Source organism: Acidocella sp., from assembly GCF_028687955.1.
Classification (GTDB): Bacteria; Pseudomonadota; Alphaproteobacteria; order Acetobacterales; family Acetobacteraceae; genus Acidocella.
The window spans coordinates 1-22,400 of sequence record NZ_JAQTZC010000032.1 but is presented as its reverse complement, the minus strand read 5'-3'; the positions used below and the strand labels follow the sequence as shown (position 1 = coordinate 22,400).

Genomic DNA, 22,400 nt, shown 5'->3' with positions numbered 1-22,400 from the left:
GGCGATGTTCATCAGACAGATGAATCCGCATCTGAACGGCTCATCTTTGCATCCGCCGTATTTGAAATGCCCTCTGGCACTTGCCACAGGCATCTTTCTGGTAAGTTTACCAGAGGGGCGAACCCACTGTTGAAGTCAATACCTTGGGACAACGTGTTCGGGCACACATGGCTCCAGCCACGATGACAGGTATAGCAATTACCGCAAGGCAGATGACTTTCGATTCTCACCCTGATGCCAGGGTGAATCCGTCGCGTCTCGGGGCCAGTCTTTATCACGATGCCACTCAACTCATGACAAAGAATAGGGGGGGGGCGCATTCGGTGTGCAAACTTTTCCCATTTGTTTGTCATAAGGTCGGTGCCGCATGTGCCCGCCGCCTCTACCTGGAGCAAAGCCTCGTCTCCGCGGGGCTCTGCAGGGACATCAACCATTGTCGGCCAAACGTGCCCCAATCCCGCTGACATTTTTTGAATGGCCAACATCTACCCCATTTTCCTTGGCTCTTCAAATATTATAAATATCAAGCGGTGTTGAAATTAGGTCGTTGCAGAGCACAATTTTTTTGGCAGCAATTTTAAGGGCCTGGGTATTACCCACAAGCCGATAGTGATAGGAACCGTAGTAGGTCATAGACGTTTCCTGCCTAAAGGCCGATGCCATCCAGCGAGCTGTAACTTGGAAGCCATACTCTGCCTTCTCGATGCGAGGATTGGCAGTGATGTGACATGTGCGCGGCATTGGCGTGGAAGCAGCGGAGTGGCCAGTCCGGATTCGGAAAACCCGATCTTCCAATCCGCTACGTCCTTTGTAATACATCAAGGATATTTCAGCATTTGGATCTTTGGTAAGCTCATCCTCCGAATCCCAAGAGGGTACCCAAAACTCAACATCCTCGGTAAATAATGCCAACCAGCTGTCCCAATCGCGGTTATCAAGACTCTCCGCTTCTTTGGAGAGAATATCCTCAATCGCGAATCGCTCTTCAAGAGAAACTTGCATTATAGCGCTCCCGTCTGCATGAGTTCGAGCCAGCGCTTATGCTGGGCGACGAATATCCCCTCGTCTTCGATCTTGGTGCCGCTTGAACGCGGCGAAATACCTAATTCGCGCGCAAACTCATCGCCACCGGAAATCTCATGTGCTGCTCCACGGCACATATCGCTCCAAGGCATTGCAGAGTGGGCTGCATAGCCAACTTGCGTTGCGTTAAACTCAGCTAAATCATCTGGAGTCGCCATTCCACTAGCATTGAAGAAATCCTCATATTGACGGATGCGGTGTGCCCTCGCCGTAAGTGGCTCGCCCTTAGGTGCGAAACAATAAATGGTAACCTCGGTCTTATCGACGGCAAGTGGCCGGAAAATCCGGATCTGCGTACTCATCTGGTCCATGAGAAAAACGTTTGGATAGATTAGAAGATTGCGTGACATTGTTACCGCCCACTTCGCGGCCACCTTGCCCATGCGCTGGGCAAGTTCCTCGCGCATCTGATAAAGCGGGCGATCCTGCGGATTGGTCGACTCGCTCCAGAGTATCGTATGACCATTTCCAAGGTCATAGTACCCGCCGCGAGAGTTCGGGAAGTCCCCGACATTCAGTGTCTTGGTCTTTTCGCCCGTCGCCTTGGATGCGGCACGGTGACGCGTGGTTTCAACGTAGTTGGCGTGCACCGCAGCGACATGGTAGCCATCCACGCCGTTCTCCGCCTGCAGCTTCCAATTGCCATTATAGGTATAGGTTGAACTGCCTTTAAGAACTTCGATTCCTTGCGGCGACTGATCGACAATGATGTCAATGAAGGCCTTGCTCTCGGCGAGATAATCTTCGATAGGCTCGACGTCGTTATTAAGTGAGGCGAAAAGAAATCCACGATAATTACCGAATTTGAGTCGCCTCAGACCGAGACTTTCCTTGTCGAACTCGTCAGGATAACCGCCATCATTTTCATTCATTGGTGAAATGAGTTGGCCATTATCGTTGAAGGCCCACCCGTGAAATGAACAGACGAAATTCGCCTTTACGCCTTTACGCTCCCGGCAAAGCGTGGCGCCCCGGTGCGGGCAGATATTGGCAAAAACATTAAATTCGCCAGATTTGTTTCGTGAGACGATGACCGGTATTCGTCCCACCCATGCCGTGAAGAAAGATCTTGGACTGGGCAACTGACTTTCGTGACCAACAAATACCCAAACTTTTTCCCAAATTGCCTTAAACTCTTTCTCGTACAATTCGGGATCGATAAATACACGCCTGTCAAGGCAACGCAACCCGCCACGATCTTGCAGTAGTGCACCAAAGTCATCGCCAAATTTCCCTTCCCTGAGGGAACCAATCGTGTCCATTTTTCCTCCTTGCGAAGATTTGCTCCAGTTGCATGCCTTAAAGGGATAAGTTGCATGCCTTAAAGGGATAAACACTATATGCTGCGATGTTCTGATGACTTCCTTGATGTAAATCAAAATTCAAAAATAACGGAAAATTTTTTGCGCGTCGCCCTTCGTTTACCCCGAGCAATTCGCTTTTGTCGTCAGCATGGTGCTGGTTCCCGTGGTCGCAGATCGTCGATCATGTCGAGGATACGACGGAACAGGTCATGCGGCACAGCGACCTCGGCCAACTGGAACACGGCGTAGCGGGCATGCCCTCTCAAATCGCCGTCATCACCGCCAGGGCCGTCCGGGTAGGCTTCCAACCCGCCAGGGAACCAAGTTACCCTACGCAGCGGTTCCTTAGGTTATATCAGTCGTTTCGTTGATTGGGTTTTTTAAGTTGCGAGGTTTCAAACCGCAGGCAGAGATCAGTGACCGGATAGATGGCGCAGGACAAGACCAGGCCCGCGGCTTCATCCGCCTCAGAAATATGGGCACGACTCATCGGGTCGTGCCGGTATTGCCCGGCAACCACGCGGGCGCGGCAGATCCCGCAGCCGCCACGGCGGCAGCCGACGGGTAACTTACGGGGCAGGCCTTTCAGCTTGCCGAGGCCTTGCGCGCGCTCCAGCGCGACCAGGACACGCTCGGCATCCGAACAGGCCGCTACCCCGGCCCCCTCGACTTCAATGGTGTAAACGGCGCTCAAGCAACAGCTCCGCCACAAGGCGGGCAAAATATCGGGGGGACGGAACGCACAGGCTGGATCATGTCTCTCTCCATCGCTGGAAGGTGATTACACCCCCTCCATTGTCGCTGTGTCCTTATCGGGGATCGGCGGGATGGTGTCAACAATAATTTCGACATTTTTACAAACTTCAGCATAAAAATTATGTTGTATTGCGGGCTAAACCCGCGCCGCTTCCGCCTGGCGCAACAGGCGCAGAAAATTGCCGCCCCAGATGTTCGCCACATCCGCCTTTTCGTATCCGCGCCGGAACAACTCCGCGGTGAGGTTGGGCGCCTGCGCCGCGTTCATGAAATCGCTCACGCCGCCGCCGCCGTCAAAATCCGTGCCGATGCCGACATGCTCAACCCCGATGCGCCGCACCGCGTAGTCTATATGGTCAACGATATCGGCGACGCTCAGCTCCGCCGCGCGCGCCTTGGGGCGCAGGAAGTTGGAGACCATGGTCACCTGCACCAGCCCGCCGGTGGCCTTCAGCATGTCGAGCTGCTCGTCATCCAGGTTGCGCGGGTGGTCGCACAACGCGCGCACGCACGAATGGGTGGCCAGCACCGGCACGCGCGAGAGCTGCGCCGCCTGCATCATGCTGGTTTTGGCGGCATGGGAAACATCGATGAGCATGCCAAGCGCGTTCATGCGGGCCACCACCTCGTGGCCAAAGGCGGAGAGGCCACCGTGTTCCACCGGCGTATCGCCCAGCCGGGGCAGGGGGATCGCGGCATCGGCGATCTCATTGTGGCCGTTGTGGGTGAGGGTGATGTAGCGCACCCCGCGCGCGGCGAAATCGTCGAGCGCGCCGATGTCCTTGCCGATCGCGTAACCATTTTCAATCGCCGGGATGATCGCGGTGCGCCCGGCGTTGAAGGCCGCCTCGATCCCATCCGCCGTGGGCGCCAGCATGCCACCGCGCCCGCTCGCGGGGGCCATCGCGGCGATCTCGTCCAGCATCGCGCATGCGCGGGCGTTGGCGGCGAGATGCCCGGTATCGTCACGCGGGCCTTGGGGCACATAGGCGACAAAGCAAACCCCCGCGATCCCCCCGGCCTTCAGTTTCGGCAGGTCGACGCAGCGCGGCCCGTCCTCGAACGGGCTGGGGCCGTCCGGCCAGGGAATGTCGACATGGGTATCAATGGCCATTAGCCTGTCGTGCGGATTTGCAGTCATGGCGCATCGTCCAGCGCCAGGCGGCCAGCGTCAAGCGCCTTGCGCATCACGCTGGGCAGCGGGGCGGTGGCGGCGGGTGCGCGCAAGGCGCCGCCGGGCAGGGTTTTGCGCCGCGCCGCCAGCACCTTCAGTGTTAGCGAAAAATGCGTGAACACATGCTCAACCGCTCCGGCATCGCGCCAGCGCGCGGCAACAGGCGGCGCTTCGGGCAGCACCAGCATGCCGCCCAGCAGCCCTTTTGGCGGGCGACGCAGCAGCAGCACGTCTCCGGCGGCATCTAGCAGCACATAGGCGGTGCCGGTGCGGTGCGGGCGCGCGGGCTTGGGGGCGCGCACCGGCAGGGCGGCGGCAATGCCCCGCGCCCTCGCGGCGCAATGGCGCGCCCAGGGGCAGCGCCCGCAATCGGGGTTTTGCGGCGTGCAGATGGTGGCACCAAGGTCGAACAGCGCCTGCGCGAAATCGCTGGGGGCGGCGCGCGCGGCTTTATCTTCCATGAACCCCCCGGCCGCCGCGGCGATTTCCTTCTTGCCGCCGGGCAGCGGGGTGGCGATGGCGAAAATCCGCGCCGCGACTCGCTCGATATTGCCATCCACCGGCAGCGCCGGCAGGCCAAAGGCGATCGCAGCGATGGCGTTGGCCGTGTAAGGGCCGATGCCGGGCAGCGCGCGCAGCCCCTCGATGCTGCGCGGAAATGCCCCCAGCCCCGCCACCGCCCGCGCGCAGGCATGCAGGTTGCGCGCGCGTGCATAATAACCAAGCCCCGCCCACATCTCGAGCACGCTTTCCACCGGCGCCGCGCTTAATGACTCAACTGTAGGATACGCGGCCAAAAATTTCGCGTAATAGGGCGTTACGGTCGCCACCACGGTCTGTTGCAGCATGATCTCCGAGAGCCACACATGGTAGGGTGCGGCGAGCATGCCAGGGGCGGCGCGCCAGGGCAGGTGCCGCCGGTGGGCGGCATACCATGACAGGAGTTTTTTAGCGGGTGGCGGAGCGCAGGAAACGGGTTTCACAGAACCAGGATGTGCCGGTTGCAGAGAGGCCGCGCAACTATGCCCCACGCGGCATCGCGGGCCTGCTGGCGCCGGTGCTGCGCCCGGCCTTCCGCCGACGCGCCCCCGCCGCCGCCGCGCTGCTGGCGGACTGGCCCCAGCTGGCCGGGCCGGAGCTTGCCGCGCGCGCCGCACCGCTCAAATTCGCCGCCGGCACGCTCACTTTGGCCTGCACCGGCCCCACTGCGATGGAGCTGCAGATGCGCGCCGCCCAGATCATCTCCCGGCTCAACCTGTCCCTGGGGCAGAGCATGGTTGAGCGCCTGCGCTTTGTGCAGCAGGCGCCAGGTGTTGGCGCGCCCGCCCCCCGGGCCATGCCGCGCGCGCCCATCCCCCCGCCGCCGGACCTGCCCGAAGGCCCGCTGGGCGAGGCGCTGGCTAAGCTCTACCAGGGGATTAAAAGCCGCGGCTGAATTTACGATTCGACTCATCCGCCTGAATTTGCTTACACTAGATATAGAGGTTAAAATGCTTGCAACACGCCGTAACATACTATCCCTAGTGGGTGCTACCGCCGCAGTGTCCGGCGGGGCCGCGCTTTACCTGCGCGGGCGCAACCAGCCCATCGCCCCGGCCGCCGCCAGCACGCCGCTCGCCGCCGCCCCGGCGGTTGTGCCCGCCAGCGTCCCGACTCCCGCCAATACCGGCCCCAATTCACCGTTCGGCCAACGCTCCATCGGCTCGCCCAACGCCCCCGTCACGGCGTATGAATATTTCTCGCTCACCTGCACTCATTGCGCGGAATTCGCCACTGTCACCATGCCGCAGGTCAAGCCCAAGCTGGTTGATACCGGCAAGCTGCAAATCATCTACCATGATTTCCCGCTCGACCAGGTGGCGCTGATGGCCGCCCAAGTGGCGCGCTACCTCCCGCCAGATGAATACTACCCCTTCATCGAGGCGCTGTTTGCCGCCCAGAACGATTGGGCCTTCCAGCCCAACGAAAATTATCGCACCTCCCTCTTCAAATACGCGGCCCTGGCCGGGATGGACCAGGCAACCTTCAACGCCGCCCTGGCGGACGATAAGCTGAGAGCCTTTATCCTGCAGGGCCAGCAGCAGGCCGAGGCGCTCGACCATATCGACGCCACCCCCACCTTCATCATCAACGGCCGAATGTACCCCGGCGCGATGCCGTATGATGATTTTGCCGCCGCCGTGGCCAAAGCCGCCGGATAACAGGAGCTCCCGTGCCAGCCCGTTTCGCCCGTTTGCGCATCGCCGGTTTCAAAAGCTTCGCGGATGCCACCACGGTGGAAATTCTGCCGGGGCTGACCGGCGTGATCGGCCCGAACGGCTGCGGCAAATCCAACGTCATCGAGGCGCTGCGCTGGGCCATGGGCGAGGCCAACGCCCGCAACATGCGCGGCACCGAGATGGAAGACGTAATCTTCGCCGGTACCGCCGGGCGCGCCTCGCGCAATCTGGCCGAGGTCACCCTCACGCTGGAGGAAACCGCAGGGCTGGCGCCGCCGCCTTTCCACGAATCGGCCGATCTGGAGATTTCGCGCAAGATCGAGCGCGGCGTGGGCAGCTCCTACCGTGTCAACGGCAAGGAGGCCCGCGCCCGCGACGTGCAGACATTGTTCGCGGACCTCGCCTCCGGCGCCCGCGCCTCGGCCATGGTCAGCCAGGGGCGCGTCGGCGCGCTGGTCAACGCCCGGCCCGATGAACGCCGCGCCCTGCTGGAGGAAGCGGCCGGCATCACCGGGCTGCACGCCCGCCGCCATGAGGCGGAGCTGAAACTCAAGGCCGCTGAACAGAATCTCTCCCGTGCCGATGATTTGAAAGCCCAGATCGAGGCTCGGCTGACCGAGCTGCGCAAACAGGCCCGCCAGGCCACGCGCTACCGCAATCTCTCGGGCAATATCCGCGCCGCGGAGGCGGAGCTGCTGGCCATCCAGCGCGCCATGGCCGTGCTGGCGCGTGATGCCGCGCGCGAAGCCTTCGCCTTGGCCGAAACACGGGTGAGCGAGGCCGCCGCCGCCGCCGGGCAGGCCGCCGCCAGCGCCACCAGCGCCGAAGCCGCGCTGCCGGAACTGCGCACGGCCGAGGCCGAGTCGCGCACCAGCCTGGAGCGTGCTCGCATCGCGGCTGAACAATCCTCCGAGGTGGAAAACCGTGCCCGCGCCGCGCTGGACGAGGCCCGCACAAGGCTGGATGCGCTGACCCGCGACCATGCCCACGCCACAAAACTGGTGGCTGATGCCCTGGCCGCGCGCACCCGGCTGGAGGAGGAACAAACCCGCCTGCTGGCCGAGACGGTCTCCGCCCCCGCCGCATTGGAGGCAGCCGGCCGCGCCGAGGATGCCGCGCTGGAGGCGATGCGCGCCGCCGAGGCCACCGCGACCCGGGCCACCGAGGAGGCCGCCCGCATTGCCGCCGAGGGCGAGGCCGCGCGCCGCGCCCTGGCCGAGGCGGACCAGCGCGCCCGCCGCGCCGCCACCCGCGCCGCCGAGGCGCTGGCCGAATATAATAAAATCGCCGCCAGCATGGTAGCGCCCGCGCGCCTTGCCGCCGCCGAGGCCGAGCGCACCGCCGCTGAGGCTGCCCTGCTGGCCGCGCGCGAGGCGGTTACCGCTGCCGAGGCCGCCCGCGCACAGGCCGAAGCCGAGGCCGCCGCCGCGCGCACCGCCGCCGAGAGCGCCCTGGCCGCCGCCCGCACGGAGGCTGCCGCGGCGGAGGCGGCCGCGCATAAAATCACCACCGAGTTTGACGCGCTGACCGCCCTGCTGGCGCAGAAATTCGGCCGCGATTCGGCGCCGATTCTCGACCAGATCACCGTCCCCCCAGGGCTGGAAGCCGCGCTGGGCGCAGCACTGCGCGAGGAGCTATCCGCCAGCGCCGATGAACACGCCGCCCGCCACTGGCGCAAGCTGCCGCCGCTGGAACTCACCGTGGTGCCGCTGAAAACCTTCGCCAATCTGGTGCAGGGCCCGGCGGCGCTCACCCGCGCGCTCTCGCATATCCTGCTGCTGCCCGAGGGGGCGGACGGCAATTTGCAGCAGGGCAACCTCACCGCCGGGCAGATCCTCGTCTCGCGTGAGGGGGCGGTGTGGCGCTGGGACGGTTATACCGTGCGCGCCGGCGCCGCCTCGGAGGCCGCCGTGCGGCTGAAGCAGCGCAACCGCCTGGCCGAGCTGGAACGCGAGCGCGCCGCCACGCGCGATGCCGCCGCCCAGGCCCGCGAGGCGCGTACTGCCGCCGAAGCCGCCGAACACGCCGCCCGTGCCGCCGAGGCCCATGTGCGCGAAGCCCGCCGCGCCGCCGAGACCACCGCGCGCGAGGCCCGCCGCGCCGCCGAACAGCGTTTTGACCGCGCGCGATCCGAAGCCATCCGCCTGACCGCCGAGGCCGAGCGCGCCGACACCCGGGAGGCCAGTGCACGCACCACCCGTGACCAGTTGGCGCATGAAGCCGCCGAGGCCGATGCCGCCCTGGCCCAGGTGAAGGCCAGCGCCGCGCAACTCCCCGATGTAAACGCCGCCCGTGCTGCCGTGGAGGCCGCCCGCGCCGCGCTCACCAAGGCCCGCCAGGCCGAATCCGCCGCCCGGCAGAATTTTGAGACCCTGCGCGCCGCTGACGCCGCCCGCACCCGCCGCCTGGAATCCCTTAACAACGAGATGGCAGGGTGGAATGAGCGCGGAATTGACGCCGCCGACCGGCTGACCGACCTCGCTGCCCGGCACGATGAAGCCGCCGCCGCGATCGTGATGCTGGAAGCCGCCCCGCAACAGGCCGCCGCCGCAAGGCGCGAGGCGCTGGAGAGCCAGGCCGCCGCCGAAGCCGCCCACAGCCGCACCGCCGAGGCACTGCACAACGCGCAACGCACGGCTGATTCCGCCGCCCGCGCCGCCCGCGCCGCCGAGAGCGTGCTCAGCGCCGCACGTGAGTCCCGCGCCCGTGAGGAAGGCAACATCGCCGCCGCAAACCATGCCTGGGGCACCGTGGCCGAGCGCATATTGGAGCGCCTGGGCGCCAACCCGGCCCTGCCGGAGCCACCGGCTGAACTCACCGCCGAGGCTGAGGAGAAAGCCCGCCGGCGCTGGGAGCGCCTGACGCGTGAGCGCGAGGAGGTTGGCCCGGTCAACCTGCGCGCGGATATCGAGGTCACCGAGGCGGAGGAGGCCATCGTCACCATCGAGCGCGAACGCGCCGAGATCACCACCGCCATCGCCAAGCTGCGCGGCTCCATCGGCCACCTCAACCGCGAGGGCCGCGAGCGGCTTTCGGCCGTATTTAACGAGGTCGATCGCCATTTCCAGCTCTTGTTCTCGCGCATGTTCGGCGGTGGCAAGGCGCATCTCGCGCTGGTCGGCTCGGATGACCCGCTGGAAGCCGGGCTGGAAATCTATGCCCAGCCGCCGGGCAAAAAACTCAGCACCCTCTCTCTGCTCTCGGGTGGTGAGCAGGCCCTCACCGCGCTCTCGCTCATCTTCGCCGTGTTCAAATGCAATCCCGCGCCGATCTCGGTGCTCGACGAGGTGGACGCCCCGCTGGACGACGCCAATGTCGAGCGTTTCTGCACCCTGCTGGAAGACATGGTGCGCGAAACCGGCACCCGCTTTCTGGTGGTTACGCATCACCATCTCACCATGGCGCGGATGGACCGCCTCTACGGCGTGACCATGCAGGAACGCGGCATTTCTCGCCTGCTTTCGGTGGATTTCTCAAAGGCCGTGGAAATGGTGGACCCCGGGCAGGCGCTGGCGGCCGAATAGCCGGGGCCAGAGCGCGATCGTTTTAGGTTCGTTCTGCTGAGCGAGCCGGAAGCGTGAATCAGCCTCTTACCAAAGATTTAGAGCGCGATCGGCGGGCGCTCTTGCCTCGACCCAAGCCTATCGCGCGCTAAATCTTCCCGTGACAGTATTTATACTTCTTTCCCGAGCCGCAGGGGCAGGCGGCGTTGCGCGGCGTCGCGCCCCAGGTTTCCGGACGGGCGGGGTCCACCTCATCCTCGCGGTAGGGGGTCTGGGCCTGCACCACCGGCTCGGCCAGGGCCAGCTCACCGGTCATCCCGCCCGGCAGCGGGTGGTTCTCCATCGTCATCGGCGGTGGCGGTGCCGGCGGCGCCTCGGCGATGCTCACATGGGCGACCAGGCTGGTCACACGCTCTTTCAATTCATCCAGCATGGCATTGAAGAGTTTGAAAGCCTCGCGCTTGTATTCGTTCAGCGGGTCGCGCTGGCCGTAGGAGCGTAGGCCGATCCCCTGGCGCAGATAATCCAGCGCCAGCAGATGCTCCTTCCACACATGGTCAAGCGTCTGCAGCAGGATTGATTTCTCGATATAGTTGGTCAGCTCGGCACCGAAACGCTGCGCCTTGTCATCCGCCTGCGCCTGCGCGGCCGCGATGATGCGCTCGCGCAGATGGTTCTCATCAATCCCTTCTTCCGCCGCCCAATCCACGATCGGCAGGTTGAACCCCAGCACGCGGGCAACATCCTCCGCCAGCTCAGCACTCTGCCACTGCTCGGCGAAGGCGCGCTCGGGGATGCGCAGCGCCACCAGCGTGGTGATCACATCCTCGCGCATTTCCGCCACCACGGCCGTGACATTTTCAGCACTCATGAACTCGCGGCGCTGGGCATAAACCTCCTTGCGCTGGTCGTTCATCACGTCGTCATACTTCAGCACGTTCTTGCGCATGTCGAAGTTGCGCGTCTCAACCTTTTTCTGCGCCTTCTCCAGCGCCTTGTTGATCCACGGGTGGATGATCGCCTCGCCGTCGCGCAGGCCGAGCTTTTGCAGCATCCCGCCCATGCGTTCGGAGCCGAAGATGCGCATCAGATCGTCTTCCAGAGAGAGGAAGAAGCGCGAGCCGCCGGGGTCGCCCTGGCGGCCTGAGCGTCCGCGCAGCTGGTTGTCGATGCGCCGGCTCTCATGGCGCTCGGTGCCGATGACAAACAGCCCCCCCGCCTCTTTCACCTTGGCATGGTTAACCTCGATCTCCGCGCGGATCACCTCCGGCGGCGTCTCCGGCTCCAGCGCCACGCGCATCTCGTAATTGCCGCCGAGTTTGATATCCGTGCCGCGGCCCGCCATGTTGGTGGCGATGGTGATGGCGCCCGGCGCCCCGGCCTGCGCCACGATCTTGGCTTCCTGCTCGTGGAAACGCGCGTTGAGCACGCTGTGCTTGATGTTTTTGCGGTTCAGCAGCTCGGAGATGATCTCGGATTTCTCGATGCTGGTGGTGCCCACCAGCACGGGCTGCCCGCGTTCGCGGCATTCGGTAATCAGCTTGGCCACGGCTTCGTATTTTTCCGGTGCCGTGCGGTAGATCTCGTCGTCATGGTCAATCCGGCTGACCGGCACATTGGTCGGGATCTCCACCACCTGGAGCTTATATATCTGCTCGAATTCATCAGCCTCGGTCATCGCCGTGCCGGTCATCCCGGCCAGCTTGGGGTAGAGGCGGAAGTAGTTCTGGAAGGTGATGGAAGCGAGAGTCTGGTTCTCGCGCTCCACGGTCATGCCTTCCTTGGCTTCCAGCGCCTGGTGCAGCCCGTCGGAATAGCGGCGGCCTTCCAGCATGCGCCCGGTGAACTCGTCAATGATCATCACCTTGCCGTCGCGCACGATGTAATCAACATCGCGGGTGAAGATCACGCGCGCGCGCAGGCTTTGCTGCACATGGTGAACCAGCGAGATGTTGAAAATATCGTAGAGATTGCCTTCGGTCAGCAGCCCGGCCTCGCGCAGCATGTCCTCCACGATCTCCGAGCCGTGGTCGGTCATCACCACGGTGCGGGCTTTCTCGTCTTTCTCGTAGAATTCGTGGGTGCCGTCCTCCTTGCGGCCGCGCTGCAAAAACGCCTGCACCACGGCGTCAACCTTGCTGTACAGCTCGGTCGGCTCGTCGGAGGGGCCGGAGATGATGAGCGGCGTACGCGCCTCGTCAATCAGGATGGAGTCCACCTCGTCGACGATGGCGAAGTTGAACGGCCGCTGGGTCATGTCCTCCAGCCGGTACTTCATGTTGTCGCGCAGATAATCAAAGCCGAGTTCGTTATTGGTGCCGTAGGTGATATCGGCGGCATAGGCCTCGCGGCGCTGGGCATCGTCCAGCCCGGGGATGATGATCCCCGTGGTCAGCCCCAAAAACCGGTAGAGCTGGCCCATCCACTCGGCGTCGCGCTTGGCTAGGTAGTCGTTCACGGTGACGACATGCACCCCAAGCCCGGGCAGGGCGTTGAGATACACTGCCAGCGTGGCGACCAGGGTTTTGCCCTCGCCGGTCTTCATCTCCGAGATCTTGCCGGAATGCAGAACCATGCCGCCGATCATCTGCACGTCAAAATGGCGCAGCCCCAGCACGCGCTTGGCCCCCTCGCGCACCACCGCGAAGACTTCCTCCAGCAGCTCGTCCAGGCTCTCGCCCTTTTCCAGCCGTTCGCGGAATTCCACCGTTTTCGCGCGCAGGGCCTCATCACTGAGCGCGCTCAGCGCTGGCTCGAAAGCGGCGATCGCGGCGACGCGGCGCCGGAACCCCTTCAAGGCACGGTCGTTACTGGTACCGAAGACGGCGCGGGCAAGACTGGCAAACATTTCTGGGCGGATTCCGCATATCTAAAGAGAGTTCTGCGCCGTTCACATAGTCGCGGGGGGGGGCAGGGTCAATTCGCGGCCTGTTTTTCGCGCCCGCACGTCTGTAAAAACTTTGCGTAAATTTTATAAAAGCAGAAATTGCTCCGGGCGCAGGCGGTCTGCATGGCGCTCATCGCCGTCGCCCGGCCGCGATGGAAATAGCCAGCACGGCCACCAGCCGGGAGGCGATATCAGGAATGATGGAGCCGCGCAGGAAGAACCACAGGCCAAAAAGCGGTGGAGCGGGGGCGGATGATCATGCCGCGGGCATACAAAATCACCTTGCGCCCGGCAACAAGCCGGCTTCCCCGCCTTGCCGGATTTCGGCAGTTGGCTCATAGGTGCGCAAAACTGGAAGGTATTTTGCTCCATGCGTCTCACTCTCAAGATTTCGGCCCTGGCTCTGATGGCGGGTCTCGCCGGTCCGGCCGCGTTTGCCCAGTCCACCCCGGCGAAACCCGCCGCTGCCGCCCCCGCGGCGCAGGCTGACCCGGTGGTTGCCTCGGTCAACGGGATGAAGATCCATTTCAGCGATATTCAGGCCGACGCGCAGGATATTCCGCCGCAGATGCAGCAGATGCCGCCCAACCAGCTGTTTCCGATCCTGGTAAGCCAGGAGATTGACCGCAAGGCGCTGCTCGTTGCCGCCAAAAAGGAAGGTCTGGAGAAAAACCCCGCCGTTGCCGCCGCGATGGCCGCCGCCGCCGATGTGAAACTGGAAAACGCCTATGTGCAGCAGCACATCGCCGCTTCCGTGTCGCCCGCCGCCGTGCAGGCCGCCTACAACCAGGACTATGCCGGCAAGCCCGGCCCCGAACAGGTCGACGCCCGCCATATCCTGGTGAAAACCCAGGCCGAGGCGCAGGCGATCATCGACCAGCTGAACAAGGGCGCTGACTTCGCCACCATGGCGAAGAAGGACAGCATCGACCCTGGTGCCGCCAACGGCGGTGAGCTGGGCTGGTTCAGCCAGGATGAAATGGTTCCCGCCTTCGCGGACGCCGCTTTTGCGCTGAAGCCCGGCCAATACACCAAGACCCCGGTGCAGACGCAGTTTGGCTGGCATGTCATCCTCTGTGAGGGCAAGCGCCAGGGGCCGACCCCGGCGCTGGCCGATGTGCAGGCGCAGATCCGTCAGGACCTTGCCGATAAAGCCATCAAGGCCACGCTGGCCGATGTACGCAGCAAGGTGAAGGTTGAGGTCTACAACGCGGACGGCACCGCCGCTCCGCAGGCCGCGCCGGCGCAATAATGGCGGAGCCGATTCCCACCTCCCCGCTGGCGCTGCCGCTGGCGGAACTGCCACCCCTGGCAGGGGTGCGGCTGGCCACGGGCGAGGCGGGAATCCGCTATAAGGGCCGCACGGATGTACTGCTTGCCGCATTCGCCGAAGGCACGGCGGTGGCCGGGGTTTTCACCAAAAACCTCTGCCCCGGCGCGCCGGTGAGCTATTGCCGCGAAGCCATTAAAGGCGGTCTCGCCCGCGGCCTGGTGGTGAACGCGGGCAACGCCAACGTGTTCAACGGCATCCTGGGCGTGCGCGCGGTGGAGACCACCGCCGCCGCCGCCGCCGCCACGCTGGGCACCACGCCGGGCGAGATTTTTCTAGCTTCCACCGGGGTCATCGGGGAGCCGCTGCCGGCGTATAAAATCGTCGCGGTGCTGGATACGCTGAAAGCCAACCTGGCCGAAGACCGCTTCGCTGAGGCGGCGCAAGCCATCATGACCACCGATACCTTCCCCAAAGCCGCCACCCGCACCGCGCGGCTGGGCGGGGTGGAGGTGCGCGTCACCGGCATCGCCAAGGGCAGCGGCATGATCGCGCCTGATATGGCGACCATGCTCTCCTTCATCTTCACCGATGCCGCGATCCCCGCGCCCGCCTTGCAGGCGATGCTGAGCAAGGGGGTGGATACCACCTTCAACTGCATCACCATCGACTCTGATACCTCGACATCTGACACGGTGCTGCTCTTCGCCACCGGCCAGGCGGGCAACGCCCCCACCGAGGACCCCGGCGAGCTGGGCGATTTCCGCCGCGCCCTGCATGAGGTGATGCACGATCTGGCCCTCATGGTGGTGCGTGACGGCGAAGGCGCGCAAAAACTGGTGCAGATAACCGTGGACGGCGCTGTTTCCAACGCCTCGGCGCGCAAAATCGCCATGGCCATCGCCAACTCGCCGCTGGTGAAAACCGCCATCGCCGGAGAAGACGCCAACTGGGGCCGGATCGTGATGGCCGTGGGCAAGGCCGGCGAACCGGCGGACCGCGACAAGCTTGGCGTCGCCGTTGGCGGCACCTGGATGGCGCAGGCCGGCGGCATCGTCCCCGGTTATGACGAAACCCCCGTGGTCGCCCACATGAAGGGGCGGGAAATCAACATCGAGGTCGATATCGGCCTCGGCCAGGGCCGCGCCACCGTGTGGACCTGCGATCTCACCCACGGCTACATCGACATCAACGGCTCCTACCGCAGCTAACCCCGGGCCCAGCTAACCCCGGGCGCTGCGGGCATCGGCCTCCAGCATTTCGCGGGCCTGGGTGGCCAGCTCATCGGCGCGTTCGTTCATCGGGTTGCCGGAATGGCCCTTCACCCAGCGCCAGTCGATCTCGTGCGGCTTGGCGGCCTCCAGGATGCGCTTCCACAGATCCATGTTCTTCACCGGATCTCCCCCCGCAGTGCGCCAGTTTTTGCGCACCCAGCCGGTGTGCCAGCGGGTGATGCCGTCTTTGAGGTATTGGCTGTCGGTATGCAGCACGATGCGGCACGGCCGGGTGAGGGCGCCCAGCGCCTCGGCGGCGGCGGTCAGCTCCATGCGGTTGTTGGTGGTCTCGGCCTCGGCGCCGGCAAGCTCCTTCACCGCGCCTTTGAACTTGAGGATGGCCGCCCAGCCGCCAGGGCCGGGGTTGGGGCGGCAGCCGCCGTCGGTCCAGATCTCGACGGCGTTCTCGGATGGATCAGAGGCCATAGGCGGCGGCACCTTTTGCGGCATTGTGGAAACGCAGGCGCCGGTAGTAGTCCAGCGGGTCCTTGGGGGTGACCATGGCGCCAGGAGGCGTGTTCAGCCAGTCGTAGAGCCGGGTGAGCAGGAAGCGCATGGCGGCACCCTGGGCGAGCACGGGCAAGGCGGCGGTTTCGGCTTCGCTGAGCGCGCGGTGGGCTATGTAGCCGCGCAGCAGCGCGCGCGATTTGGTGACGTTGAAGCTGAAATCCTTCTCGAAGCACCAGGCGTTGAGACAGATGGCGATGTCATAGACGTAGATATCGGTGCAGGCAAAGTAGAAATCGATCAGCCCGGAGATCTCGCCGTCTAGGAAAAATACGTTATCGGGGAATAAATCGGCGTGGATATGCCCGCTGGGCAGGCCGCGCGGCCAGTTGGCGACGATACCGTGCAGCATCGCGTCCAGCTCCTGGCCAAGCCCGGGTTGTACGCTGTCAGCCTGGGGGGCGGATTTTTGCAACAAATCGTTCCAGGCATCAGGCCCCAGGGCGTTGGCGCGCTTGGGCGCAAACCCCTCGCCTGTCAGGTGCAGCCGGGCAAGCGCCGCGCCCAGCGGCTCGCAATGTTCCACCAGCACCCGGCGCGGCCACACGCCGGGCAAAAAGGTGGTGATGGCGGCGATCTTCCCAGCCAGCGGGTTGAGGTTTTTGCCATCGCGCGCACGCACGGGGAGCGGGCAGGAGAGCCCATGCGCGGCCAGATGCTCCATCAGGCCCAGAAACCAGGGCAGATCCGCCGGGTCGACCCGCTTTTCGTACAGGGTGAGAATGAAATCCCCCTGCGTGGTTTTCAGCGCGTAGTTGCTGTTCTCTACTCCCTCGGCGATGCCGCGGAAGGCGACCATCGAGCCGATGTTGTAGTGCGTGAGGAATTCGGCCAGGGCCTCGTCCGTAACTTCTGTATAAACCGCCATGGCGCGTAGATGACCTTTACAAAAAAATCTGGCAAGGGAGGTGCCATGAAACAGTTCACCGCCCCCCTGCTTTCGCTCGTCATGCTGGCCACCCTCGCCGGTTGCGCCTCCACCCCGGCATCCTCCAGCCCGGCCGTGGCGCCCGCCCCCAAGCCGGTTGTGCAGCAATGTTGCCCGCAGGTGGCGGTGCTTGCCCAGGCGCAGAATTTAACCACCTTCCTGCCTGGCCGTTCCGATGTGGGCGCGCAGATCACCACCGCGCGGGTTACCGGAGTCGCGGGGTCCTGCCTGCTGAAGGTGAAGAAAAACCTGCTGGAGGTGAGCTTCAGGGCCGGATTCAGCGCCAGCAACGGCCCCGCCAACCAGGGCGCGCCCATCACCCTGCCGTATTTCGTCGCCATCACCCAGGGCGATGCCATCGTGCAGAAAAATGACTACAGCATCACTCTCAAGTTCAACGGCAACCTCAGCACCGTGCAAGCGGCCACCAAGGAAATGAAGGTAGAGCTGCCCAACACGCCCGATAGCGCGCGGACGCAGATTCTCGTTGGTTTCGAAATGACGCCGGCGCAGCTCAGCTACGCCGCCGCTCATCCCGCCATTGGGCCATAAAGCCGGATGACATTGCCGGGATGCCATTCCACCTTGCGAACAAAATGCGAATCCAGGATGCTGAGCATCCGCATTTTTTGAAAGTTTTCACGTGGCGACGCGCCTGGAGCATCTTTCCAAACTCAATCCCGAGCAGCTCCGGGCGGCCGTGCACGGCGTGGGGCCAGGACTGGCGGCCGAGATCGGAAGCCAGTCCGATCATGTGCTGGCCGACGAATACCAGGACAGCAACCGCTTGCGGGCCACCATCCTGCGCATCAGTGCGGCAACCTTCTCGCGGCCGATGACGCTATCCTCGGCGCGCAGTAGATCGCGCAGCATCCGGCTGAGGTGGCCGGGTTTGTTTGAACACCGTTTCGCTTTCTATAAGTGGAATCTCTGCCGGGTTGGTGGATCGTATGCCGGTATCTGGGTGTCGCGCAAGGAGGGCGTAGCCCGACTGGAGCGAAGCCCAGATACCGGCGGCGAAATTTTTAGGCGGCCGCAAGCAGCGGGGCCTAGATAAAGTAGGTTTGGTCTGGCGTGCGCGCGCCAAGGCTCGAATGCGGGCGCCGGTCATTATCTTTGTCAGGCGTCACGATACCGCGAAACCATCTGGAAAATGCCGCCTCCGGTATAATCCGGCGGCGGCGAGTTCGGCTCAGGTCAGGTCGAACCGGTCGGCGTTCATCACCTTGGTCCAGGCGGCCACGAAATCGTGGACGAACTTCTCCTTGTTGTCGTCCTGCGCATAGACTTCGGCATAGGCGCGGAGGATCGAGTTGGAGCCGAAGACGAGGTCCACCCGCGTCGCCGTCCATTTCAGCGCGTTGGTTTTGCGGTCGCGGATTTCGTAAAAATCGCCGCCAGCCGGCTTCCATGTGTAACCCATATCGGTCAGGTTGACGAAGAAGTCGTTGGTCAGTGCGCCTTCGCGGTCCGTGAACACGCCGTGCTTGGTGCCGCCGTAATTGGCGCCGAGAACGCGCAGGCCGCCGACGAGAACCGTCATCTCGGAAGCGGTCAGCCCCATCAGCTGGGTACGGTCGAGCATCAGCTCTTCCGCCCGCACGGCGTAGTCCTTCTTCAGCCAGTTGCGGTAACCGTCATGGATCGGCTCCAGCACCTCGAAGGAGGCGGCGTCGGTCGTTTCATCCGTGGCGTCGCCACGGCCCGGGGCGAACGGCACCGTGACCTCAACGCCTGCCGCCTTGGCTGCTTGTTCGACGCCGACATTGCCCGCGAGAACGATCACGTCAGCGACGCTGGCACTAGTTTCGGCGGCGATCTTCTCATAGACGGCCAGCACCTTGGCCAGACGCGCCGGTTCGTTGCCCTCCCAGTCCTTTTGCGGCGCGAGACGGATACGTGCGCCGTTGGCTCCACCGCGCTTGTCAGAACCCCGGAAGGTCCGGGCGCTGTCCCAGGCGGTTGCGACCATTTCGCTGATCGGCAGGCCGGCGGCGGTGATCTTGGCCTTGACGGCGGCGACGTCGTAATCCTTGCGACCGGCCGGCACCGGGTCTTGCCAGATGAGGTCTTCCGCCGGCACGTCCGGGCCGATATAACGTGACTTCGGCCCCATGTCACGGTGCGTGAGCTTGAACCAGGAACGCGCGAAGACTTGCTCGAAGTAGGCCGGATCATCGCGAAACCGCTCGGCGATCTTGCGGTATGCCGGATCGAACCTCATCGCCATATCGGCGTCGGTCATGATCGGCTTGCGACGAATCGATGGGTCTTCGACATCGACCGGCATGTCTTCTTCGGCGATGTTGACCGGTTCCCACTGGTGCGCACCGGCCGGCGACTTCTGCAACCACCAGTCGTAGCGCAGCAGCAAGTCGAAGTAGCCGCCCTTACCCGTGTTCCATTTCATCGGATGCGTCGTCCACGCGCCTTCGATGCCGCTGGTCACGGTGTTGCGGCCGATGCCACGGGTGGTGTGGTTGATCCACCCCAGGCCCTGCTCCTTGACCTCGGCGGCCTCGGGGGCAGGCCCCAGCAGCTTGGCATCGCCATTGCCATGGGTTTTGCCAACCGTATGGCCGCCAGCGGTCAGGGCGACGGTTTCCTCATCGTTCATCGCCATGCGCGCGAAGGTCTCGCGCACGTCCTTCGCGGTGCGCAGCGGATCGGGGCGGCCATCGACGCCTTCGGGGTTCACGTAGATCAGCCCCATCATCACGGCGGCGAGAGGGTTTTCCAGATCACGCTCGCCGGAGTAGCGGCTGTTGGCGCTGCCGGTCGGGGCAAGCCATTCCTTCTCCGAGCCCCAATAGGTGTCCTTTTCCGGGGCCCAGATATCCTCACGGCCGAAGCCGAAGCCGAAGGTCTTGAGGCCCATGGATTCATAGGCCATGGTGCCAGCCAGGAGGATCAGGTCGGCCCAGCTTAGCTTGTTGCCGTATTTCTTCTTGATCGGCCATAGCAGGCGGCGGGCCTTGTCCAGGTTGACGTTGTCCGGCCACGAGTTTAGCGGTGCGAAACGCTGGTTGCCCCGACCGCCGCCGCCGCGGCCATCGGCGACGCGGTAGGAGCCAGCCGAGTGCCAGGCCATGCGAATCATCAGGCCGCCATAATGGCCCCAATCCGCCGGCCACCATTCCTGGCTGTCGGTCATCAGGGCTTTGAGGTCTTTCTTGAGCGCCTCGAAATCGAGCTTTTTAACCTCTTCCCGGTAATTGAAGCTCTTCCCCAGGGGACTGGTCTTGGTGTCGTGCTGGTGGAGGATGTCCAGGTTCAGGGCTTTCGGCCACCAATCCGTGTTCGACGTGCCCATGGAGGTGTTTCCACCATGCACCACAGGACATTTGCCCTGCTGATGTGACGTGTCGTTCATTATGTGTCTCCTTCCTGAGTCCAGGCCGCCCTGAGCCAAGGGAACCCTGTAGGTCCGTAGCATAGCAAACGGGGAGGTATTTTCGAAGGAAAGAGTGCCTGGATTGTTATGAGAAATTTCATTCGACGAAATCGATTGACTGAATATCCCGCGCTGCGCTTAAGCGTGCAGCCCTGGCGCCTCCTGCCCCGTGCGGGCGACATATTTGGTGTAGCCGCCGTCGTAGTAGTGGATACCCTCGGGGGGTGCGCGGCCGAGGAAGTTCTATTCGGCGAAATTAGCGCTGGTGCGGGCGGACACGAAGACAGCGACCTTGCCCGGGCGACTCAGCTTGCCGCGCAGATCGAGCTCAGCCTTGGCATGGGAGGGCAAGGTCTGATTTGGTACGCACCCGCGGCTGGCCAGGCACTCATGAGCTTACTGGCTCAGCGTCCTGATTTGGCTCGATCGGTGCGGGAGCGGCTTGACCGCGCCTATTCCCAGGCGTGTGAGCTCCTCAAGTTCAAAGCCCCGCTCGTCCGCATGCTGGCCGAGCGGCTTATGACGGCGAAGGTGCTGACGGGCAAGGAGATTGAGGTTGTGATCCGCCTTATGGGGCGTACCAAGGGTTCCATTACCCCATGTGAATAGCCAGGGGCACACAATTCACTGATTTTCAGTGGTCATGTCACGGCCAGCCACCGTCTCAAACCGGTCATCGACCGCATGCCCGGCAGCCACAGCCCACATCATGAACGTCTTGATGTGCCCCAAACTGCGCTGGATGGTCTTATGGTCGAGCTTGCCGCCGCGCGGGTTCTCCTTGTCACGCAGGAAATCCGCGAACGCCTTGACATCCGGGCGCCGGATTTCGCCAATCGGCTTGCTGCCAATGAACGCCTCCCAACCGCTGAACGCCTGATTGTAACTCCATAATGTTTTCTCGGTGAGTCCCGACTTGTCATTGAAAAATGTCCGTTTCAGCGTGACCCATGCTTGTGATGCTGTCGCCGCAGCAGGGGCGGGCCGAGCGCCGCAACCACATGCGTACGCCCCGCAATGGCCGCGATATCCAGCGGCACACTCACCCGGAAATAGTACCTGCTGCCCCGTCTTTCGACGTATGAACAACCTGACATATGGCTTCCCGCAATGACACAAGACCATGTCACATCGCAGGGACGAAACCAAAAATATCCAGTGATATCAATGGATTGAAAGCCTTGGCGTGCCAGGTGCGATAAAGGCAATAACTGGAACGCATTGAAATATTTGTGAATTTTCTTTCCTGCAGGCGCTGTTAAGCGCAATCGCGGGCACGTCGCCAACTTGATTTGCTGCTGTCCGGCTAGTCTCCGCCGTCTCCAGCCCTGAGCCGCTAAAAAGCCCCGACTGCCCTTTTTTCTGAGCCTCAACAAACCTCACAGGTTTCATTGCGCTTACCAGGCGACCCTTGTAATGGTAATTTATTGTAAAATTTTAATCAAAGGGTAATCAATTGAATACCGATCGCTTTAGAACCTGAACGAAAAAGATAGTTGAGTGATTTCAGTTGGTTGTGATTCTGTTGGTTTGCGACAACTGACGGAGTCACGATGGCCTGGACCGAAACCACTCGGCGGCGATACTGCCGTGATGAGCTGCGCTATGCAAGCAACCTTACCGATGCCGAATGGGCGCTGATCGCGCCTTTTATGCCGGCACCGGCGCCCCGCGGACGGCCCCGCTCTGTATCTCTGCGTATGATTGTTGAAGCGATTCTCTACATGTTGTCGACTGGCTGTCAGTGGCGGCAAATCCCCAGGGAGTTCGCCCCCTTCACCACGGTACAGGCATATTTCTATCGCTTCAGCCGTGACGGCACGCTCACACGCATCAACCAAGCCTTGGTTGCGATGGCGCGGGAACGGGCTGGACGCTCGGCATCCCCCACCGCGGGCGTGATCGACAGCCAGTCGGTGAAAACGACAGAAGCCGGCGGGCCGCGCGGGTTCGATGCGGGTAAGAAGATCAAGGGTAAGCGATGCTCTGCGGCTCTGTGATTTGGCTTTGACTTTTGCGTCAGGCTGTGGCTGTCGGCTTCCAGCACCAGGGCATAAGTTCGTCGATGCGTGCCTGAGGCCATCCGTTGACGAGGCGGGTC

General features: G+C 63.2%; 20 protein-coding genes and 1 pseudogene. 10 read left to right on the top strand and 11 right to left on the bottom strand.

The genetic code is table 11. From position 1 onward, the window contains the following. Positions 1–11: 11 nt before the first annotated feature. The 6 genes from PHE40_RS10975 to PHE40_RS06065 all read right to left on the bottom strand — a co-directional run bounded on the left by PHE40_RS10975 (position 12) and on the right by PHE40_RS06065 (position 5,204). Complete coding sequence (locus PHE40_RS10975; RefSeq protein WP_366523592.1) at positions 12–434, bottom strand: alcohol dehydrogenase catalytic domain-containing protein; 423 nt, start codon at positions 432–434, stop codon at positions 12–14. Between the two features lie 73 nt (positions 435–507). Beyond that, positions 508–1,002, bottom strand: coding sequence for an aromatic-ring-hydroxylating dioxygenase subunit beta (locus tag PHE40_RS06085; protein ID WP_299959475.1), 495 nt, complete (start codon positions 1,000–1,002; stop codon positions 508–510). Continuing rightward, positions 1,002–2,345 carry an aromatic ring-hydroxylating dioxygenase subunit alpha gene (locus PHE40_RS06080; protein ID WP_299959472.1) on the bottom strand — a complete coding sequence of 448 codons (1,344 nt, stop codon included), beginning with the start codon at positions 2,343–2,345 and terminating at the stop codon, positions 1,002–1,004. Before PHE40_RS06080 ends, PHE40_RS06085 begins: the two co-directional genes overlap by 1 nt. A gap of 397 nt (positions 2,346–2,742) precedes the next feature. Beyond that, positions 2,743–3,081, bottom strand: coding sequence for a 2Fe-2S iron-sulfur cluster-binding protein (locus PHE40_RS06075; RefSeq protein WP_299959469.1), 339 nt, complete (start codon positions 3,079–3,081; stop codon positions 2,743–2,745). 198 nt (positions 3,082–3,279) lie between these two features. Continuing rightward, a complete protein-coding gene (locus tag PHE40_RS06070) occupies positions 3,280–4,284 on the bottom strand; it encodes a dipeptidase (protein ID WP_299959466.1) in 1,005 nt (334 codons plus the stop codon). Next, complete coding sequence (locus PHE40_RS06065; RefSeq protein WP_366523589.1) at positions 4,281–5,204, bottom strand: A/G-specific adenine glycosylase; 924 nt, start codon at positions 5,202–5,204, stop codon at positions 4,281–4,283. The genes PHE40_RS06070 and PHE40_RS06065 overlap by 4 nt, the downstream gene beginning before the upstream one ends. 68 nt (positions 5,205–5,272) lie before the next feature. Between PHE40_RS06065 and PHE40_RS06060 the strand changes: the two genes are divergently transcribed. Genes PHE40_RS06060 through smc form a run of 3 tightly spaced genes read left to right on the top strand, consistent with a single transcriptional unit; the run spans position 5,273 to position 10,060 of the window. Next, positions 5,273–5,752 (top strand): DUF721 domain-containing protein, encoded by a 480-nt coding sequence (locus tag PHE40_RS06060; protein ID WP_299959460.1) that lies wholly within the window; start codon positions 5,273–5,275, stop codon positions 5,750–5,752. 55 nt (positions 5,753–5,807) lie between these two features. Beyond that, positions 5,808–6,518, top strand: coding sequence for a DsbA family protein (locus PHE40_RS06055; protein WP_299959457.1), 711 nt, complete (start codon positions 5,808–5,810; stop codon positions 6,516–6,518). Between the two features lie 11 nt (positions 6,519–6,529). Beyond that, a complete protein-coding gene (smc, locus tag PHE40_RS06050) occupies positions 6,530–10,060 on the top strand; it encodes a chromosome segregation protein SMC (RefSeq protein WP_299959454.1) in 3,531 nt (1,176 codons plus the stop codon). 127 nt (positions 10,061–10,187) lie between these two features. Here the strand turns inward: smc and secA are convergent, their stop codons facing one another. Continuing rightward, the gene (gene secA, locus PHE40_RS06045) at positions 10,188–12,887 is read right to left on the bottom strand and encodes a preprotein translocase subunit SecA (RefSeq protein WP_299959451.1); all 2,700 of its coding nucleotides are present in this window, start codon (positions 12,885–12,887) and stop codon (positions 10,188–10,190) included. Positions 12,888–13,296: 409 nt separating this feature from the next. On the opposite strand from secA, the gene PHE40_RS06040 reads away from it, so the two are divergent. Next, on the top strand, positions 13,297–14,178 hold the full coding sequence (locus PHE40_RS06040; protein ID WP_299959448.1) for a peptidylprolyl isomerase: 882 nt from the start codon (positions 13,297–13,299) through the stop codon (positions 14,176–14,178). Beyond that, a complete protein-coding gene (gene argJ, locus PHE40_RS06035) occupies positions 14,178–15,407 on the top strand; it encodes a bifunctional glutamate N-acetyltransferase/amino-acid acetyltransferase ArgJ (protein ID WP_299959445.1) in 1,230 nt (409 codons plus the stop codon). The genes PHE40_RS06040 and argJ overlap by 1 nt, the downstream gene beginning before the upstream one ends. A 12-nt stretch (positions 15,408–15,419) precedes the next feature. On the opposite strand, the gene rnhA is transcribed toward argJ, so the two are convergent. Both rnhA and PHE40_RS06025 read right to left on the bottom strand, forming a co-directional pair. Further along, positions 15,420–15,896 (bottom strand): ribonuclease HI, encoded by a 477-nt coding sequence (rnhA, locus tag PHE40_RS06030; protein ID WP_299959442.1) that lies wholly within the window; start codon positions 15,894–15,896, stop codon positions 15,420–15,422. Beyond that, complete coding sequence (locus PHE40_RS06025) at positions 15,886–16,845, bottom strand: homoserine kinase (RefSeq protein ID WP_299959440.1); 960 nt, start codon at positions 16,843–16,845, stop codon at positions 15,886–15,888. Before PHE40_RS06025 ends, rnhA begins: the two co-directional genes overlap by 11 nt. A gap of 45 nt (positions 16,846–16,890) precedes the next feature. Between PHE40_RS06025 and PHE40_RS06020 the strand changes: the two genes are divergently transcribed. Together PHE40_RS06020 and PHE40_RS06015 are read left to right on the top strand one after the other, a co-directional pair. Then, complete coding sequence (locus PHE40_RS06020; RefSeq protein WP_299959437.1) at positions 16,891–17,457, top strand: hypothetical protein; 567 nt, start codon at positions 16,891–16,893, stop codon at positions 17,455–17,457. 91 nt (positions 17,458–17,548) lie between these two features. Beyond that, positions 17,549–17,962 (top strand): hypothetical protein, encoded by a 414-nt coding sequence (locus tag PHE40_RS06015; RefSeq protein ID WP_299959435.1) that lies wholly within the window; start codon positions 17,549–17,551, stop codon positions 17,960–17,962. 135 nt (positions 17,963–18,097) lie between these two features. On the opposite strand, the gene katG is transcribed toward PHE40_RS06015, so the two are convergent. Next, positions 18,098–20,278: a catalase/peroxidase HPI gene (gene katG, locus PHE40_RS06010; RefSeq protein ID WP_299959432.1), complete on the bottom strand. Its 2,181-nt coding sequence runs from the start codon at positions 20,276–20,278 to the stop codon at positions 18,098–18,100. Between the two features lie 228 nt (positions 20,279–20,506). On the opposite strand from katG, the gene PHE40_RS06005 reads away from it, so the two are divergent. Next, entirely contained in the window at positions 20,507–20,908 is a 402-nt protein-coding gene (locus PHE40_RS06005; RefSeq protein WP_366523591.1) for a hypothetical protein, read from the top strand. A gap of 75 nt (positions 20,909–20,983) precedes the next feature. Continuing rightward, positions 20,984–21,193, top strand: coding sequence for a hypothetical protein (locus PHE40_RS10970; RefSeq protein ID WP_366523588.1), 210 nt, complete (start codon positions 20,984–20,986; stop codon positions 21,191–21,193). Between the two features lie 44 nt (positions 21,194–21,237). On the opposite strand, the gene PHE40_RS10965 is transcribed toward PHE40_RS10970, so the two are convergent. Then, positions 21,238–21,396, bottom strand: a complete 159-nt coding sequence (locus PHE40_RS10965) for a DUF6538 domain-containing protein (RefSeq protein WP_366523590.1) — start codon at positions 21,394–21,396, stop codon at positions 21,238–21,240. A 456-nt stretch (positions 21,397–21,852) separates the two neighbouring features. On the opposite strand from PHE40_RS10965, the pseudogene PHE40_RS05995 reads away from it, so the two are divergent. Beyond that, positions 21,853–22,281: pseudogene (locus PHE40_RS05995) on the top strand (IS5 family transposase); the annotation flags it as partial. Between the last annotated feature and the right edge of the window lie 119 nt (positions 22,282–22,400).